This is a genomic window from Haloferax sp. AS1, assembly GCF_014530665.1.
In the GTDB taxonomy this organism is placed as follows: domain Archaea; phylum Halobacteriota; class Halobacteria; order Halobacteriales; family Haloferacaceae; genus Haloferax; species Haloferax volcanii.
This window is the reverse complement of record NZ_SPSA01000001.1, coordinates 2336183-2353698: the sequence shown is the minus strand read 5'-3', so window position 1 is coordinate 2353698 and position 17516 is coordinate 2336183. Positions and strand designations below refer to the sequence as shown.

General features: G+C 67.2%; 18 protein-coding genes. 7 read left to right on the top strand and 11 right to left on the bottom strand.

Annotated elements, in window-relative coordinates; all coding sequences use genetic code 11:
• Window positions 1–27: 27 nt before the first annotated feature.
• The 3 genes from E4P24_RS12320 to E4P24_RS12310 form a co-directional block, all read right to left on the bottom strand.
• Window positions 28–1089, bottom strand: coding sequence for a zinc-binding dehydrogenase (locus E4P24_RS12320; protein WP_188148531.1), 1062 nt, complete (start codon window positions 1087–1089; stop codon window positions 28–30).
• An 88-nt stretch (window positions 1090–1177) separates the two neighbouring features.
• The gene (locus tag E4P24_RS12315) at window positions 1178–2653 is read right to left on the bottom strand and encodes a replication factor C large subunit (protein ID WP_115802946.1); all 1476 of its coding nucleotides are present in this window, start codon (window positions 2651–2653) and stop codon (window positions 1178–1180) included.
• Between the two features lie 135 nt (window positions 2654–2788).
• Entirely contained in the window at window positions 2789–3181 is a 393-nt protein-coding gene (locus E4P24_RS12310) for a hypothetical protein (RefSeq protein ID WP_115802947.1), read from the bottom strand.
• Window positions 3182–3387: 206 nt separating this feature from the next.
• On the opposite strand from E4P24_RS12310, the gene E4P24_RS12305 reads away from it, so the two are divergent.
• From E4P24_RS12305 to E4P24_RS12295, 3 genes are all read left to right on the top strand, one after another.
• Window positions 3388–4026 carry a GNAT family N-acetyltransferase gene (locus tag E4P24_RS12305; RefSeq protein WP_188148530.1) on the top strand — a complete coding sequence of 213 codons (639 nt, stop codon included), beginning with the start codon at window positions 3388–3390 and terminating at the stop codon, window positions 4024–4026.
• Window positions 4023–4670 carry a GNAT family N-acetyltransferase gene (locus E4P24_RS12300; RefSeq protein ID WP_008607112.1) on the top strand — a complete coding sequence of 216 codons (648 nt, stop codon included), beginning with the start codon at window positions 4023–4025 and terminating at the stop codon, window positions 4668–4670. Before E4P24_RS12305 ends, E4P24_RS12300 begins: the two co-directional genes overlap by 4 nt.
• Window positions 4671–4854: 184 nt before the next feature.
• Window positions 4855–5436, top strand: a complete 582-nt coding sequence (locus tag E4P24_RS12295; RefSeq protein WP_004062552.1) for a hypothetical protein — start codon at window positions 4855–4857, stop codon at window positions 5434–5436.
• A 55-nt stretch (window positions 5437–5491) separates the two neighbouring features.
• On the opposite strand, the gene E4P24_RS12290 is transcribed toward E4P24_RS12295, so the two are convergent.
• Together E4P24_RS12290 and E4P24_RS12285 are read right to left on the bottom strand one after the other, a co-directional pair.
• A complete protein-coding gene (locus E4P24_RS12290) occupies window positions 5492–6031 on the bottom strand; it encodes a GNAT family N-acetyltransferase (protein WP_115802950.1) in 540 nt (179 codons plus the stop codon).
• An 88-nt stretch (window positions 6032–6119) separates the two neighbouring features.
• Window positions 6120–6776, bottom strand: coding sequence for a metal-dependent hydrolase (locus E4P24_RS12285; protein ID WP_115802951.1), 657 nt, complete (start codon window positions 6774–6776; stop codon window positions 6120–6122).
• Window positions 6777–6916: 140 nt separating this feature from the next.
• On the opposite strand from E4P24_RS12285, the gene E4P24_RS12280 reads away from it, so the two are divergent.
• Together E4P24_RS12280 and E4P24_RS12275 are read left to right on the top strand one after the other, a co-directional pair.
• Entirely contained in the window at window positions 6917–7624 is a 708-nt protein-coding gene (locus tag E4P24_RS12280; protein ID WP_004062555.1) for a helix-turn-helix domain-containing protein, read from the top strand.
• A 140-nt stretch (window positions 7625–7764) separates the two neighbouring features.
• The gene (locus E4P24_RS12275) at window positions 7765–8067 is read left to right on the top strand and encodes a hypothetical protein (protein WP_188148529.1); all 303 of its coding nucleotides are present in this window, start codon (window positions 7765–7767) and stop codon (window positions 8065–8067) included.
• A 54-nt stretch (window positions 8068–8121) separates the two neighbouring features.
• Here E4P24_RS12275 and hmgB read toward each other — a convergent pair whose 3' ends face one another.
• The 5 genes from hmgB to E4P24_RS12250 all read right to left on the bottom strand — a co-directional run bounded on the left by hmgB (window position 8122) and on the right by E4P24_RS12250 (window position 14447).
• Window positions 8122–9459 carry a hydroxymethylglutaryl-CoA synthase gene (gene hmgB / locus E4P24_RS12270; protein WP_004042308.1) on the bottom strand — a complete coding sequence of 446 codons (1338 nt, stop codon included), beginning with the start codon at window positions 9457–9459 and terminating at the stop codon, window positions 8122–8124.
• Window positions 9460–9521: 62 nt separating this feature from the next.
• Complete coding sequence (locus tag E4P24_RS12265; RefSeq protein WP_115802952.1) at window positions 9522–12200, bottom strand: Ig-like domain-containing protein; 2679 nt, start codon at window positions 12198–12200, stop codon at window positions 9522–9524.
• 57 nt (window positions 12201–12257) lie between these two features.
• Window positions 12258–12845, bottom strand: a complete 588-nt coding sequence (locus E4P24_RS12260) for a DUF2150 family protein (protein WP_004042306.1) — start codon at window positions 12843–12845, stop codon at window positions 12258–12260.
• Window positions 12846–13015: 170 nt separating this feature from the next.
• Window positions 13016–13864 (bottom strand): TatD family hydrolase, encoded by an 849-nt coding sequence (locus E4P24_RS12255; RefSeq protein ID WP_004042305.1) that lies wholly within the window; start codon window positions 13862–13864, stop codon window positions 13016–13018.
• Between the two features lie 106 nt (window positions 13865–13970).
• On the bottom strand, window positions 13971–14447 hold the full coding sequence (locus E4P24_RS12250) for an NYN domain-containing protein (protein ID WP_004042304.1): 477 nt from the start codon (window positions 14445–14447) through the stop codon (window positions 13971–13973).
• A 422-nt stretch (window positions 14448–14869) separates the two neighbouring features.
• On the opposite strand from E4P24_RS12250, the gene E4P24_RS12245 reads away from it, so the two are divergent.
• The gene (locus E4P24_RS12245; RefSeq protein ID WP_004062560.1) at window positions 14870–15121 is read left to right on the top strand and encodes a hypothetical protein; all 252 of its coding nucleotides are present in this window, start codon (window positions 14870–14872) and stop codon (window positions 15119–15121) included.
• A 120-nt stretch (window positions 15122–15241) separates the two neighbouring features.
• Here E4P24_RS12245 and tuf read toward each other — a convergent pair whose 3' ends face one another.
• On the bottom strand, window positions 15242–16504 hold the full coding sequence (gene tuf, locus E4P24_RS12240) for a translation elongation factor EF-1 subunit alpha (protein WP_115802954.1): 1263 nt from the start codon (window positions 16502–16504) through the stop codon (window positions 15242–15244).
• A gap of 412 nt (window positions 16505–16916) precedes the next feature.
• Between tuf and E4P24_RS12235 the strand changes: the two genes are divergently transcribed.
• On the top strand, window positions 16917–17402 hold the full coding sequence (locus E4P24_RS12235; RefSeq protein ID WP_004042301.1) for an Lrp/AsnC family transcriptional regulator: 486 nt from the start codon (window positions 16917–16919) through the stop codon (window positions 17400–17402).
• Window positions 17403–17516 lie beyond the last annotated feature (114 nt).

Genomic DNA, 17516 nt, shown 5'->3' with positions numbered 1-17516 from the left:
CGGCCCGCGAGAACGAGACTGCTGATTTTACGGAACCATCACTTCGACGCCGACGGTGTCGTAGTCGGTCATCGCGGCCAGTCGCTCGGGCACCTCGTCGAGCGAGACGGTTTTCGTCACGAGCGACCCGGGGTCGACCGCGTCCGACGCGAGCAGCGAGAGCAGGTCGTCCGCACTCGTCGGCGGCATCCCGCGCGCGCCGAGGAACGACACCTCGTGTCGCGTCATCCAGTCGGTCGGCAGCGACACGTTCCCCTTTTCGGCCTCGGTCGTCAGCCCGACCTGTACGTGCGAACCCCGCGGCCGGACCGAACGAACCGAGTTCCGGCAGGTCTCCGCGACGCCGAGCGCGTCGAGCGAGACGTGCGCCCCGCCGTCGGTCAGTCCGCGGATGGCGTCAACCGGGTCCTCCGCGGAGCCGTCGACGACGGCGTCAGCGCCGAGGTCGGCCGCGGCGTCGAGCGCGGACTCGCGCACGTCGACCGCGACGGCGCGCGCGCCGAGGACGTTCGCCACCTGAATCGTCGAGAGGCCGACGCCGCCGCAGCCGTGGACGGCGACCCACTGGCCGGCGCGGAGGCCGGCGCGGGCGTCGAGGGCGTTGTACGCCGTCATGAATCGGCAGCCGAGCGCGGCCACGTCGGTCGGAGAGACGCTCTCGGGGAGTCGAATCGCGTTGTAATCGGCGGACGGGAGATGTACTAACTCCGCGAACGCGCCCTGCGCGGCGGGTTCGAAGCCGAGGGCGTGGGGGTGGTCGCCCGTACAGACGTTGCCGTGGCCGGTCTGGCAGTAGCCGCACGAACCGCAGGCGAGATTGAAGGGTAAGGCGACGCGGTCGCCCTCCCGAATCGTCTCGACGCGGTCGCCGGCCTCGACGACGCGGCCGGCGGGCTCGTGGCCGAGAATCTGCCCGGACGGGACCGCGTCGTCGGCCCACTCGCCGTGCCCCATCCACGAGTGCCAGTCGCTCCGGCAGATACCGCAGGCCTCGACTTCGACGACGACGCCGTCGGCGTCGCACGTCGGGTCGGGTACTTCCGTCACGTCGAGCGGTTCACCGTGTTCGCGGAGGACTGCGGCTCTCATACGCGCGGTTCGTCGGGCGGCCCCAAAAAGCTCCGCGTGGCGTCAATCCCGCCTGTCGTGCAGCGGACAAAATGCGGCGCAGTCCCGTTCAGAAGAAGTCGTCGAGGCCGGACTGCCCGTCGTCGGTCGAGGCGTCGGTGTCGTCGCTTTCGGCCGACTCGTCGGCGTCGGCGTCGCGGTCGAGTACGTCGTCCGTTCCGTCGTCTGCTCCGTTACCATCGTCGCCGTCGGCCGCGGCGTCGTCGTCGACGGATACGCCTTCCATGCCGGCGAACGCACCGGCGGCGTGTTCCTCGACCAGTTCCTCGCGGAGTTCGCCGGCATCCTCGACGATTGACTGGACCTTGTTCGTCGTCTCGCCGCTCCCGGTGACGAAGGAGACGTGCGACTCGTCGAACTCGTAGTAGGCGGCCATGGCGACGGTCAGTTCGCGGGGCTTGCAGTGGTGGGTGATGGCCGAGAGGTACGGCAGGACCTCGCGGCGGGCGGTCGCCATGCTGAAGCCACCCTGTGCCGCGATTTTCCGGACGACGGTGTCGCGGGTCTTGTCGCGGGTCGAGCGGTAGGGCGCGCCGCCGTAGCGGGTCCACCCGCCGCGGGTTCGGTCGCGGGAGGCCGCGACGCCGGCGGCGAGGTTGTCGGTCGCGTAGCGCCAATAAGAGTAGTTCTGCGTGGCGCGCACGCGGCCGAGCCAGCGGTCGGCGTTGGCGAGGAAGTCGTAGGCGCGGGCGAGTTCGTCGGGTTCGTAGACGAGCGACACCTTGTCCTCGACCCACTTCGTGAGGTCGTCGGGCGTCTCGTCCACGTCGTAGGCGGTGTACAGCGCGTCCTGCGCGGACTCCTCTTTGAGGACGGCGTCGAGGAACTCGAACAGGCCGACAGAGCGGTCGCGGTCGCCCATGACCACGTCCTCTTCGGTGATTTTCTCGCGCCCCTCGGCGATGGCTTGGAGGTCGTTGACGGCCGAGCGCAGGTCGCCGCTGTTCATCTCGGCGATGCGGTCGAGCGCGTCGGACTCGAACTCCAGTCCCTCCTTGCGGCAGATGTCGCGGAGGACGGGGACGATAGAGCGGGCGGACACGTCGCGGAACTCGATTTCCTGACAGGCGTTCCGGAGCCCGCGGCTCATGTCGTAGAACTCGTTGGCGATGAGGACGATGGGCTGGCTCGACGACTTGACGAGGCGGGTGACGGCGCTGGCCCCGCCGCGGTCGTAGTTGCCGTGGATGTTGTCGGCCTCGTCGAGGATGACCAACTGCCGGGTGGACGTGCCCGCGGAGGAACCGGCGAGCGTCGCGTTCTTCGCGGCGCGGCCGGCGAAGCGTTCGATGACGTCGCCGGTCCGCTGGTCCGACGCGTTCAACTCGACCGTCTCCCAGCCCATGTCGGCGGCGAGCGCGTGGGCCGCGGAGGTCTTTCCGATGCCCGGGCTCCCGTGGACGACGACGGCCTCCCGGTGGTCGTCCCACGTCTTGGCCCACTCCGCGAGGGCGTCGCGGGCCTTGTTGTTGCCGCGGACCTCGGAGAGCGTCGATGGGCGGTACTTCTCCGTCCAGTCTACCATTACCGGAAGGAGGACCGAGGCGCGTTTAGTGGTTGCGGAGCGCCGCGCGCCGGCCGGACGCCCACCGGAAGCGCCCGAACTACCGGGGCGGCTCACCGGCTCAGACGCCCCACCGCGCCGTCTTACCGCGCCGTCTCACCACGCCGACCGCCGCGCCCGGTTCCGGGCGTCGACGAGCGACCAACCGAGCGCCGCCAGCGTGGCGAGGCAGACGACGAAAAGCGCCACGACGACGCCGACCCGCCCGACGCCGGCGTAGTAGCCGGCACTGTCGATGACGCCGGCGAAAAGCAGGCCGAAGGCGACGAGACTGAGCGGCCGCGCCCACAACTGTCTCCGAACGAGACCCATGCCCGTCGCCAGAAGCGACACCCCGGTCAGCCCCCCCAACACGAGCGACGCGAACAGCGAAAACGGGTCGGTCCGCGGTTCCATCACCGGACCGCCGTCGACGGTCAACACCCAGATGGCCAGCGTCACGGCTCCCGTGACGAGCGCGTAGCCGCCCACCGTTCGCTCCCAGTCCATCTCGTTGCACTCCGTTCCCGTCCTCGCTAGACGCGCTCCCGCCACAAATACGCATCTCCGGGTTCTCGCGCGGGAGAACGTGTGTGCGCTCGGAACGTGTTCGAATCCGACGGGTTCGAGAGCGGCGACCGCCCCGGGCGTGTTCCACGCAAGCATATGTCAATGTTCAGAAAACTTATTAGCGCCCTCCGAGTGGACTCCGTTCCATGTTCCCCGACGAAATCGTCACCCCGCGGCTCAGGCTCCGCGCCCTGTCGCGGGCGGTCGTCGACCCGTTGGACGCCTACGAACACTTCGCCGCCTCGCGGTCGGACACCATCGAAGAGGAGACGAAGTTCGTCACGTGGGGCCCCCACGAGACGCCCAAGGAGACGCTGGAGTTCCTCGAACGGGCCGAAGAAGGCCACGAGTCCGCGGAAAACGCCGTCTACGCCGTCATCCCCCGCGACGGCGAGGACGGCGCGGGCGAGTTCGCCGGCACCGCCGGGTTCAACCCCGAGTGGGACAAGCGCCGGGCCGTCTTCGGGATGTGGCTCCGCAAGGAGTTCTGGGGCCGCGGCTACTCCGGCGAGCGGGCGGCCGCGTTCTTCGCCGCGGTCTTCGACGTGCTCGACCTCGACGTGGCGCTCGCGTACGCCATGCCCGAAAACGAGGCGTCGTGTCGAGCAATCGAGAAGTACACCGACCGCTTCGGCGGGGGAGAAGACGGCCTGTTTCCCAACGAGACCGTCGACGCCGGCGGCACCCCGCGCGACGTTCGCGGCTGGTCCGTGACCCGCGAACAGTGGGAGGCCGCCACCGGCGGCGACTACGACGCCGAGTTCCGCTGGGAGGGCCGCGAGTGAGCGACCTCTACCCCGCGGTCGTCGAGACGCCGCGGCTTCGATTGGTCGCCCGCCGCCCGAAACACATCGGCGTCCACGAGGCGTACGAACTCTGTTCGGCCCCCGAGATGGACGACGTGACGCGGCACATGCCGTGGTCGCGCCACGAGACGCCAAAGGTGACGAAGGAGTTTCTCGACCGCGGGGAGTCGAGTTGGACCGACGCCGAGAGCGCCGACTACGCGATTATCCCGCGCGAGAGCGAGGACGGCGCGGGCGAGATTGCGGGGTTCGGCGGACTCCACACGGAGTGGGACCGCCGCGTCGGAGAACTCGGCTTGTGGCTCCGCCCGCGCGACTGGGGCCGCGGTTACTCGGGCGAGCGCGCCGCGGCGCTGGCGGCGCTCGCGTTCGACGTACTCGACCTCGACGTCGTCTCGGTGTCGCACGTCGCGGACAACGAGAAATCGAAACGCGCTATCGAGAAGTACATGGCGGCGCTCGGTGGCGACCGCGACGGCCGCGAGCGAAACAGCATCGTCATCGACGGCGAGCCGGCCGACGAACTCCGATACAGCGTCGCCCGCGAGGACTGGCTGGCGACGACCGGCGGCGACTACGACGCCGAGTTCCGCTGGAGCCTCGACCCCGACGACGTTCGCTGAGCCGCCTCGATTCGCCGCCGGGGACTGCACCGAGGACCGAGCCGGCGACGACGCGGCCGCCCTCCAGACCGCCGTGAGCGCGGGTCGCGGTGTGGACGCCTCGTCTCGTCACATCGTACCGCGAGACGACCACTCACGGCGGCCACGAGACATTTACGGGAGAACGACAATCGGTTTCGACACGATGTCAACGACACCTGAATCGACGCCCGGTTCCACACCATCGACGCTTCGGTCGGTCGGCAGCGGCGGCGTCGCCGGTCTCGGGGCGGCCCTGTTCGGCTACCTCGTGACCTACCTTTTGACCTCCTCGACTATCGAGAACTCGACGGCCAGTCAGGTGCTCGAAGCCCTCGGCTCCGACGTCTCGACGTGGAAGGTCGTCGGTTGGGTGTTCATGAGCGCCCACGGCGTGACGACCCGGTTCCCCGGCCTGTTCGGAACGACCTCCAGCGCGAACCTCATCGAAGGCGTCGAGGCGTTCTCGCCGGTGCTCTACGTCGTGCCCGTGGTCGCGCTGCTCGCTGCGGGCGCGCTCGCGGCCGTCGTCGGCGGCGCGTCCTCGACGCGGGAGGGCGCGCTGGCCGGCGCGGGAACCACGGTCGGCTACCTCGTCTTCGCGCTCGCCGGTATCGCACTTTTCACCGTCTCCGTCGGCGACGCGGCCGTCAGCCCCGACCCGGTCACGTCAGCGCTCCTCGCGGGCGTCGCATACCCCGCCGTTCTCGGCACCGTCGGCGGCGTCGCGGCCACGGCGCTCCGGTAGTCACGGACGCCCGCCCGTTCGGTTCTCCGTTCTCCGGTCCCGCACGTGTTCCGGCTCAGAGGTCGCGCGCGACCAGTTCGCCCCAGTGGTCGAAGCCGTAGCGCTCGTAGAACGCTCGCGCCCGACCGTTCGCCTCGTCCACGTCGAGGACGATTCGGTCCAAGGGGAGGTCCTGCGAGCGCGCGTGGGCCAACACAGCGTCCATGAGTTCGTCGGCGGCGCCCGAGCCGCGGTAGTCGGCGTCGAGAAACAGTTCGTTGAGGACGGCGGCGTCCCAGATGAACGTCATCTCCTCGGGGAGCGCGAAGGCGTAGCCGACGAGCGTCGCGTCCTCGCTCTTGCCGCTCTGTTCGCCGTCCGACACCGCTTCGGCGACGACGACGCAGCCGGGGTCGTCGGTCGCACAGCGCTCGACCCACGAGAGATATCGCTCGCGGTAGTCGTCCGTGAGTTTCGCCTCGTACGTGGAAAGCTTGTCGTCGCCGCCGGTCCCCGCGCCGAGACCGAGTTCGAATCCGCGTTTCAGTTCCCAGAACGCGGCCGCATCGCCCGGTTCGTACGGCCGCACCTCGACGCCGTCCGGTGTCTCGCTCATGCACGCGGATGGGTCGCCGTCGGTTATGAACGCTCGGAGTCGCGGCCGCGTTCCCGGCTCGCCCCAATTCGGTCGTCGGCTCGCCCCGTCACTCAGCCGGTTCGCCCGCCGGCCCGCGAAGCCGCTCCGACAGGAGCCGTCCGCCGACCACGCCCGCGCCGAGCACGACGAGCATCAGTTCCGTCCCCGACGAGGCGAGGGGGGCCACCCGCTCGACGGTTTCGGGCTCCGCGCCCGGCGACGGGTCGACCACGGTGCTGTAATGGAGCGTCTCCGTCGTCGGCGGCGGCGACGCGGGCCGTAGCTCGACGAACGTCTGGACGAACCCGCGCGTGCTCGACCACTCGGCGCGCCCGCTAATCGAGTAGAACGCGTCGTGAAGCGGGTAGAAGGCGTTGACGCCGTTGGTGAACAGGTCGGGGAAGATGCCGCCGCAGAGGAGCGCGGCGACGCCGACCCACGCGACTGCGACCCCCCGAGCGCCCCAGCGACCGCGAATCGCGGAGCGTTCGGGGTCCCGCATCCGCGTGTCGTAGGCCACGAGCGCGGCGAGGACGAGCGGGAGCAACAGCGTGTGGAGGAGCGCGCGGTGACTGCCGGGCAGGAGCGTGCTGGTGAACGAGTCGAGGTCGGGGACCGCGGCGGCGACGAGCGCGACGCCGACCGACCGGGCGTCGAACCAGCGACCGAGGAGGCCGGCACCGACGAGTCCGCCGACGGCGACGTGGACGAGGGTCGATGGCATACCGCGTAGTGGTCGGCCGACGACCTTCAGAGTTCCCACGGGGTTCGTCACGCGACGACTACCACTTTCGACATCCTTTTGCGGGATACTCACGCAGGTTGTCCCATGACTCACTCGTCGGACGGGCCGAGGTGTTCGCGATGACCGCGGCACCGCGCGACGACCTCGCCCGCCGCATCGCGGGCGAGATTACCCTCTCGGACGACCCCGGCGCGACGCTCCGGAAGTGGCGGACCGACTTCGACATCTCCCAGACGGCGCTCGCCGAGCAGTTGGACGTGTCGTCGTCGGTCGTCTCCGACTACGAGAGCGGCCGCCGCGAGAGCCCCGGTATCGGCGTCATCCGCCGGATGGTCGAAGCGCTCCTCGACATCGACGAGGCCCGCGGCGGCAGTCGCATCCGGCAGTACGCCCGCGTCCTCTCGGCCGGCTTCGAGAGCGACATCGTCCAGGACCTCCGGGAGTACCCCACGTCGATTCCGCTCGATAGCTTCTACGACGCCATCGGCGCGACCCCCATCGTCGACGGCGACCAAGACCGCATCAGCGGCCACACCGTCATCAACAGCATTCAGGCAATCACGCGGCTCTCCTCCGAGGAGTTCTACCGGCTCTACGGGCAGTCGACGAGTCGGGCGCTCGTGTTCACCGGCGTCACCCGCGGCGAGTCGCCGCTCGTCGCCATGCGCGTCGTCACGCCGACGCCGAACGCCGTCGTCCTCCACGGCCTCTCGGAGGACGACCTCTGGGAGCACGCGCCCGCGCTCGCCACCATCGACGGCTTCGCCCTCGCCGTGACCGACCGCGACTTAGACGAGATGCTCGAAGACCTGCGGAAGCTCCCCTGAGAACGCCGTAGTACCCGTACCCGTTTTCGGTCCGTCTGACCCGGTTCGTTCGATTCGTTTCGCTCCCCTTCGGTTCGCATTTCCAGAGTGTCCGCCTGAGGGCGAAAAAAGCCGAAGGGCGGCCGCGACGATGTCCGACCATGGACATTCGCGCCCTCCAATCGCACCTCGAAACGGCGTTCGAGTACCCGGTCACGACCGAGCGCGTGCTGGAACGCGCCGGCGACGTCGAGGTGACCGCGCCGAACGTCGACGACGCGGAGACCGTCGAGACCATCCTCGCCCCGCTCGGCACCGAGACCTACGAGTCGGCCGCCGACCTGTACAACACGATACTCGGGAGCGTGAGCGACGACTACATCGGCAGAAAGTTCTACGACGACCGAGGGGCGGACCCGGCGGATTCGTGGTCGAGACTGCCCGACCAGGCTCGGTCGTTCTGACGACCCAGCGCGAACGCGGGCGCTCGCCCGTCGCTCGGCCGTGCGGTCGGTCTGTTATTCGACGTATTCGTAGCGGCGCTCGTTCATCCGCCCCCAGCCCGTGAAGACGAACTCGGCTTCGGGTTGGGTGAACTCCTCGACCTCGATTTCCTTTTCGTGGTTGTGCACGTCGTGGATGAGCTCGTAGTCGTCGAAGGAAATCTCGGTGCGGGCCGCGAGCTGGTCGTCCACGTCCACGGCCTCGATTTCGTCGAGCCACGTCTCTTGGACCCGCTCGGCGTGAATCTCGGCCTGCGCGCCGGAGCCGTACGAGCCGACGAGCAGCTGCTTGCCGGTCATATCTTTACCTTCGTCCGCGGCGGCCTTCAGAGCCGACAGTCGGGCGATGTGGACCGAGCCGGTGTACCAGTTGCCGACGCGGCTGGAGATGTCGAGCGTCGGCTCGATGACGCGACCGTACCAGTCGCGGTACTGCTCGGTCGTCTTCAGTTCGTCCATGTAGCCGCGGATGGCCTCCTCGTAGTCGTCCCACGTCTCGAAGTCCTCCTCGCGGGGCTGGCGGCCGATTTCGCTTTCGAGGTCGTCTTCGATGTCGGTGTCGCGGGTCATGTGGCGGAAGCCCAGAAGCGCCGCCTTCCGGACCATGCCGGGGAACGGCGTGTGGAACGGGATGTACTCGAACAGGTCGGGGTGGGTGCGACCCGCGACGCTCTCGTAGTCTTCGAGCGCCTCGCGCATCCGAGCGAGATACACCTGCATGGAGCGCTTGCCGTCCACCGAGGGGAACTGCTGGTTCGGCTTGAGGAAGTCCGTCTCGTCCATGCTGCCGTAGCCCTGCTCGGTCGAGAGTTCGACGAGGTCCGGGTCCTCGTCGATGAGCATCGCGACCGCGCCCGCGCCCTGCGTCGCCTCGCCGGGGTCGCCGCGCTCGTAGAGGGCGGTGTCGGTTGCGATGACGAGCGCCGCGCGCCCGCGGTTGCGACCCGCCTTAATCCAGTTGTAGGCGTCGTCGAGGCTCTGGGTGCCGGCGATGCAGGCGAACTTGCGCTCGCCCTTGTTGGCGTGGCGGAAGTCGCCGTCGTACACCTGTTCGAGACAGCCGGCGATGTACGTCGACACCGGTTTGGAGTTGTCGAACGCCGACTCTGTCGCCACGTCGATGCGGCCGATGTCCGCGGGCGTGAGGCCCTTTCGGTCCATCAGTTTCTTGGCGGCGTTCGCCCCCATCGTGACGATGTCCTCGTACACGTCCGGGAACGACGACGTGTGGAGACCCAGCCCCTTCGTGTACTTCTCCGGGTCTTCGCCCTTCACCGGCGCGAAGGTGTTGGGGAGGTCTAACACGAGTTTGCCCGTCCAAATCTCCATGGCGTCGATGCCGACGGAAGTCATGGTCGATGTTACAGAACCGAGGGATAAGGTTTTGTCGATGGGGAGTTACGTCGGTTGTCGAACTACGGGCCGTTCCCGTCCGCGACGTCGTCGACGGTCTGGATATCGACGACGGCACCGGTGTCGTCGTACACCAGTATTCCGACCCGATAGTCGGTCTGTGCGCCGTCCCGCCGCTCGATGATGTCGACGTTGTTACGGCTCCGGTCGGTACGTTGGGTCGTGGTCGTCGCCCCGTTGCCGTTGAGATTGAGCGCCACCAGTTCGACCCGGCTGAAGTCGCCGGACGACACGTCGTAGTCGGCGCGGTACCAGACCTCGTTTCTCCTGGTGTTTGTCCGGTCTTCGACGTCGAACGCGTCGATGGACGCGCTACTTCCGAGCGACAGGTCGGCGTTGCCGTTCCGGTTCCGCGCGTCGGCCACGTCGGTCACGGTCCGTGAGCTCTCGACGTATTCGCCGTTCGGCCCGTCGTAAATCACGTCAATCGTGACCTCGAACGTCTGTCTGACTCCGTATCCGGGCTGGAACCGAACGCTGCCGCGCGATGTCGACTGCTGTGCGAAGCCCGAAGCGGAGCCCTCCGTCGAATCGGCCCTGACCTCGACGCGCTCGAACGACGCGTTCGTGTCCCCGATGTCGTAGGAGACGACGAAGTCGGGGTTGTTCGTTTGGATGTCGGTGAGGTCGTCGACACGCATCGAGACGGACGGAGACGGCGTGCCGTCCGTGTCCGTGACGGTCACGGTCGTCGTTCTCCTACTCGTCGCCCCGTCGTCGTCGGTCACCGTTAGTTCGACGGTCACGTCGGTGTCGCCCGAGACGCTGTCGGGCGCGTTGAACGTCGGCCGCGCGGAACTGGGGTTCGACAGGCTCGCCTGCCCCGTCGGGTCGTCGGTGATGGACCAACTGTAACTGGTAATCGACCCGTCGCTGTCCGAACTCCCGGAGCCGTCGAGCTGTATCGACTCGCCTTCGGGGACGCTGTACGGCCCCGTCGTCCGAGGGGTCGGCGGGGCGTTCACGCCGCCTTCCGGCTGAGCGTTGGCTTCGAACGAGAACGTCTTGGCATCGACGAGGCCCGACGGGAGGCGGTAGGTCACGCGAACGGAGAGCCACTCGCCGGTCATGTCGACGTTCGTGCCGCCGAAGCCACCTGTATCGTAAAACTCGTACACGTAGAACCGCGCGGACTCGCCGCTGCCGACGACGGGGTTCGACCCGCCGATGTCACCGCTCTCGTCGATGTCGATTGCGAGCCCGTCTTCGGGCACGTCGACGAACTCGTTCTGGGTAATCTGGTAGTCGACGAGGGCGTCGCCGCTCGGTGACTCGACGTACAACTCCGTCTCGCCGGGGTCGTCGTCCCCGCCGTCGACCCGGTCTGAGAGTCCATCGATGCTGTCGTCGTGCGGGTTCACCACGACGCTCAGGAGTTCGACGGAGTCGGAGCCGACGTTCCGTAGCGAGAACTCGACGCCACCCGGCGTCGAGAAGCTATCGTCGCCGTCGCGGGCGACCGCGTCGTTCTCGTAGAGCAGGCCGCCGACGCCGCCGCTCTCGGCGGCCTCCCCGCTCGACACGCTGACTTCGACACCCGCGTCCTGTCGCGTGCTCGGAGTGAACGTCGCGTCGTCGAAGCTGCCGAGCACCTCGGCGGTTCCCGCCGACTCACCCGTCACCGTCACGCGGATTCGACCCTCGGAATCGGTCGTCGGTCCCTCCGGGTCGATTGAGACCGAACCACCGCTCGCAGAGAAGTTCACCGAGACCCCGGAGACGGGGTTGTTGTATCGGTCCCGAACTTCGAAGGTGAGCGTCTCGGTGTCTCCCGACCCGATGCTTCGAGGCGAGGCTCCGTCGACGACCGTCAGGTAATACGCGGCCGGTTCGTCGACGCCCGACCCCACTTCGACCGCTCCGACGCGGAGGTCGTACGTCACGCTGTCGCCACCTTCCTCCCCTTGCATCTCGATTTCGACCCTGTCGCCGGAACGGTCCACGCTGTGGACGTAGTCGTCGTTCCCCTCTGCGAGAAGCTCACGCCACGCGTCCTCGGACAGCTCCGTCGGCACGGAGATGGTCACGTTCCCCGACGCGTCCCTAGTCACCGGAACGGTCCGCGTCGCGGGGCTGACCGCCTGCGCGTCGACGGTCGCGGAGCCGACGCCGTTTTCGGAGTAGTCGCCTTGGAGGAGAACGAGCGAAATCGTCCGGCCGTTGATGAGTGATTGTCCGTCGTTGAGCGTCCCCTCGTACCCGGTGTCGAACCGATTGTACGAGACGGTGTTTTCGTACACGGTCGTCGGGGCCGACTGCAAAACGTTGTAGTCCGGCCGGTATTCGAGCGATTTGGTCTCGTACGAGAGGCCGCCGTTAACGTAGTCGCTCGTCTCGGCTTCCGTCGTCTCGACGTTCGTGACGGTGAGACTGCCGAGTTCACGCGTCTGCAACGTACCCGAGACGGGGCCGGGGTTGACGAACAGCGTCCGACTCGGATACCGCGTTCCGAGAGAGACCGTCGACGGACGGGGGGTCGTCTCCGACGAGCTTTCGATGATGGCACCGCGAAGCGATTCGAACTGGTCGTGAACCTCCTGGTTGTGTAGGAACTCGACCTGTTCGTTCTGATTCGGGACGACGGTCGCTTGGTACATCGACATCGAGATGATGATGATACCGAACAGCAGCACTGCGCCGATTTGGACAGTGACCGCTCTCTCGTCCCCCCGAAAGTCCATATGACGTGAAGATATCCGAAACGGGAAAAAGACTCCTACAAAAGCGAGAGGCCGGATTCAGTCTTCTTCTTCGACGACTTCGGGCTCCGAGAGGCCACTCTGGAGGCTGTCGAGACCGTTGACCCACTCGGTGACGAGCCCGAATTCGAGTTCGTCGAGCACCTCGATGTCGAGGTCCTCGCCGTCGATGACGCGGGTGCCGACCTGGACGATGTAGCCGAGCGCGCTGTCGAGGTCGTCGGCGGCCTCGGCGTCCGCGGCGGCGCGGATGTAGGCGTCCATGTCGTCTTCGAGTTCGGCGGGGCCGGCGACGATGAACTCCTCGGCGGCGAAGAAGGCGCACGAGAGGCTCGTCTGGACGCTCCCGACGAGGATTTCGGCCTCCTCGTTCTCCGTCTCGAACTCGGGTTCGGCCATGACGATGTCGTGGACGGTCGACAGCTCGTCGAGCGCCTCTTCTTCGCCCAGCGTGTCGTCGTCGTAGGCGGTCAGAATCTTGGCGATGGCGATGGCCGCGTCGTTCTGGATGTTCATCAGGAGACGGCCGGTCTCCTCGCTTTCGAGGTCCAGGTCCTCTTCTTCGACGCGCGTCAACCAGTTCTGCCAGCGTTCCGGCGAGTAGTATCGTTCCTCGGCCTCGGTCATACCTACAACCTCCCGTGCCGGACTCAAATGCCTTTCTTATCCTGCCTGTAACCGTGTGAGACGACGACGTGGAAGGAGACGGCGCGATTCGGCTCGTGCGTCGGTTTCGGCGGCCGGTCCGGCTCCCGCGTCAGTCGGTCCGCCTCACCCGCCTCTCGTTCTCCCCCCGGCTATCGGTCGAGCGTCGCTTCGGTGTCGATGCCGTAGACCGACGCGGGCGTCTCGACGTGCGCGTTCCTGACGGCGTCGTCGCGGCCCGCGTCGAGGAGCCAGTCGACGCGCCGGGGGACGGTCTTCGGACCCATCACCGCGCCGGGGCGGTCGGGGTCGTCGATGAAGTCGGTCTCCATGAAAAACGGGTCGCCCCGCTCGGCGGCGTCTTCGAGGCGGTCCTTGTCGCTCATGACGCTCGGCGTGCCGCCGGTCAGGTGGCCCTGCGCGTAGTGTTTGACCACGCGCTCGCCGGGGACGCCGCGCTCGTCGGCCCACTCGGCCACGTCCGAGAGGTCGGTGGTCGACTCGGTGTGGAGCTGGAGCGCGCAGTCGCAGTCGGCGGCGAGGTCGAGACCGTGTCTGAGGACGGCGTTCGAGGCCTCCCAGACGGCGTCGGTGACCTCGTAGTGCGGGCGGCCGGACTTGAGCGCGAGCGCGTCGCCCTCGCGGACGAACTCGGCGGCGGTGTCGAGACCGGCGCACATCAGGTCGCGGGCGGCCTCGGGGTCGTAGCCGCGGTCGTCGACGAGCTTCGAGACGAGACCGGGGTGGACGCCGAGGACCGGCCACGCGCGCCCGGGGAGAAGCTCGGAGGCCTCGCGGACGACCTCGACCGTCGTCTCGAAGACCGGTCGGAAGTCCTCGCCGGTCTCGACCTCGTGGCCGAGGAGCCACGAGGGCTTGTTGACGACGAGGAGGTGCGTGCCGCCGCTCCGGGCGAAATCCTTCACCGCCTCCAGCCCGCGCCCGTGGTCCGGGTCGAGGTGGAGATGGTTGTCCACGACCGGCGTGTCGAACTCCTGCATGGACGTGTGGTCGGCCGGGGGAGGAAAAAGCGAACCGTTCGCGGTCGGTGCGGCGTCGGGTTGGGTCGGAGAGGGCAGGTCGCCGCCGACTCAGTCGTCTCCCGACTCAGTTGTCGTCGGCGGCGGACTCGTCGAGCGTCATCGCGTGGGTCGCCGCGTTCTGAAGCGCGTCCGAGCGGCCGTAGCTCCCCGGCGCGATGGCGACCGTCCGCAGGCCGTAGGCGTTGGCCGTCTCCAAGGCGGGCTTGAAGTCGGTGTCCCGCGAGGCGACCGCGATAACGTCGGCGCGGTCCTCGACGGCGTAGCGCGTGAGGTCGACCGCGAGCTTCACGTCCACGTCGCCGCTCGTGACGACGACCTCGAACCCGCGCGCTTCCGCGGCCTGAATCAGCCCCGGCGTGGCGTGCTCGTCGAGGTAGAGCCGCGCCGCGCTCAACTGCCCGCCGAGCGAGCGACCCGCCGCCCGGATGTCGTCTAAGTCCACGTCGAACTCGTCGCGGAGGACGTTCGGCCCGTCCACGAAGAGCGCCACTCGGCCCGAGGGAAGCCCGTCGGGGCCGACCAATCGCCGCAGGAGGTCCATACACCACCTCGCCCGGTTTCGGGTTTATAAATTTCGAGGGAGCCTCGCGGGCCAACCCCGTCGCGTCGGCGGCGCGGGCCACTAATGAGGCCGGATATATCAAGCCATTCGGTTAATTGGCTCCACCGCCTAGGATGACTGCGCCCCGTCCCCGATTCGAGAGGCCGTACTTACGCGATGCATTCGTTTCGACGACCCAACCGCGCTCGACAGCGTGGCCGCGTCGCGTCACGTCCCACGCCGGTCGCAACCCAACCGCCGGCGCACGGCGCGTCGAATCGACCACCGGACGCGGGCCATTCTCGGAAAACCGATAGACGGCGAGCGGACAGTCCCGCCCGAGCGACAATCCTGAGACGGTTTATAATGATTTACCAAACGTGATGGCAGGTTTTATGTGTCTCATTAACATATAATCGAGCATGTCCCAGACAGCGTCCAAAAATAGCCCGGATACATTTACAATCGTAAATGAGGTAAACGACCACGGTGCGGCGACGCTCCGCGGCGACAACGGCTCGACGTACCACGTCACTTCCTACGAGAACAGCAGCTTCCGCGACTACCTCGCGAACCACCACGCCGGCGACCGCGTCCGGATGGATATCGTCAGGGCGGGCGTCCGCGCGAACGTCTGGCGGGTGTCGGCGCTCTACCCCGGCGCTGACGAGTGACGCCGGACACGACGAACGCTCGCGCGCCGCGTGCGACCGTCGGTCGCGCCGACCGTCCCCGAGGACGGCGCGGTCGCTGTCGCGGCGGCGACGCGGAAAATCCGAGGTCGGGACCGGGCGCTACTCGTTGACTTCGAGCACTTTACCGGCCGCGATTGTCTGTCCCATGTCGCGGATGGCGAAGCTCCCGAGTTCGGCGATTTCTGAGGACGGCTCGATGCTGAGCGGCTTCTGCGGACGTAGCGTGACGACGGCGGCGTCGCCGGCCTTGATGAAGTCCGGCTCCTCTTCTGCGACCTCGCCCGACGCGGGGTCGAGCTTCTGGTCAAGCGACTCGAACGTGCAGGCGACCTGCGCGGTGTGCGCGTGGATGACCGGCGTGTAGCCCGCCGTGATGACCGAGGGGTGTTGCATCACGACGATTTGCGCCGTGAACGTCTTTGCGACCGACGGCGGGTCGTCGGCCGGGCCGCAGACGTCGCCGCGGCGGATGTCGTCTTTGCCGACGCCGCGGACGTTGAAGCCGACGTTGTCGCCGGGGCCGGCCTCCGGGACCTCCTCGTGGTGCATCTCGATGGTCTTCACTTCGCCACCCGCATCAGAGGGCATGAACCGGACGTTGTCGCCGGTCCTAAGCATCCCTGTCTCGACGCGACCGACCGGGACCGTCCCGATGCCGGAGATGGTGTACACGTCCTGAATCGGGACGCGAAGCGGGGCGTCGGTCGGCGGCGACGGCTCCGGGAGGTTGTTCAGCGACTCCAGGACGGTCGGCCCGCCGAACCACGTCATGTTCTCCGAGGGTTCGGCGATGTTGTCGCCCTCGAACGCCGAGATGGGGATGAAGCCCGCGTCGTCGGAGTTGAACCGCACCTGCTGGAGGAGCTGTTGGACCTCCTCTTTGACCTGTTTGTAGGAGTCTTCGCTGTAATCGACGACGTCCATCTTGTTGACCGCGATGATGAGTTCCTCGATGCCGAGGGTCCGGGCGAGGAAGACGTGCTCGCGGGTCTGCGGCGCGACACCGTCGTCGGCGGCGACGACGAGAATCGCGTGGTCGGCCTGCGACGCGCCCGTAATCATGTTCTTCACGAAGTCGCGGTGACCGGGCGTGTCGACGATGGTGAAGTAGTACTTCTCCGTGTCGAAGCGCTGGTGGGCGATGTCGATGGTGACGCCGCGTTCGCGCTCCTCGGCGAGATTGTCCATCACGTAGGCGAACTCGAAACCCGACTTCCCCTTGGACGCCGCCTCCTCGCGGTGCTGTTCGATGATGTGTTCCGGGACGCTACCTGTCTCGAACAGGAGCCGGCCGACGAGCGTGGATTTCCCGTGGTCGACGTGTCCGATGATGGCTAAGTTCTGGTGTGGTTTGTCTGCCATGGCTATCAGGGCGGTGTCGCCCAGTTTGGTAGAATATGACACCCAAAGGTAAATCCGTTTTCCCGGCGAGAAACGCGTCTCGCGCCGGTTCGAACGGGTCGCTGAAACGGGTTGTCAGGAAACACGAAAACTCAGGAACGCCGTCACGTTACGACGCCGTCGGGCGAACCGAGCGGAGAATCGAAGCGGTAGCAGACGGCTCAGAACCCGCACATCGTCGCGGCCATGTCGGCGAAGGTGGCCGTGCGGCGAACGGACTGCTCGTGAGCGTCGGACGTACCGGTGTTAGAATTTACAACAATCATAGTAACTAATTCTATCGTTTGGGTAATAAATCTGCCGCCGAGGGCGAGCCGCGACGGGTGTCGCGCGATATCAAAGGCTAAAGTGTCCTCCTCGCGGAGGGAGTGGTATGTCCGGCGAGGATATCGACGACGTCGACAGGGCGATTCTGTACGCACTCCAGGAGGACGCCCGGAACATGTCGTCCGGCGACATCGCAAAGCGAACGGGAACCTCGGACAGCACCGTCCGCAAGCGCATCCAGCGGCTCGAATCCGAGGGCGTGGTCAAGGGATACAGCGCGAGCGTCGACTATCAGAAGTCGGGCTATCCGCTCCGAATGCTGCTGTACTGCACCGCTTCGATTCCCAAGCGGGGCGAACTCGTCCCCGAGATTCTGAAGATGGATGGCGTCGTGGCGGTCCAGGAGTTAGTCACCGGCGAACAGAACCTCCTCGTGACCGCCGTCTGCGAGACGGACGATGACATCACGGCCATCGCACAGGAACTCCTCGACATGGGCGTCACCGTCGCCGACGAGGTTCTCGTCCGCACGCACGAGACGACGCCGTTCGGCGAGTTCGATGCCGAGCGGCACGCCGAGAACGACTCCTGAACGGGCGCGCGCTCGATATCCTCCGACGAACGAAGCGTTCACGAACCGCTCGCTGAGACCGACGAGCGACCGCAGTCGCCGGTCGCCGCGGCGAGGCGACACCGACCGGGCCGG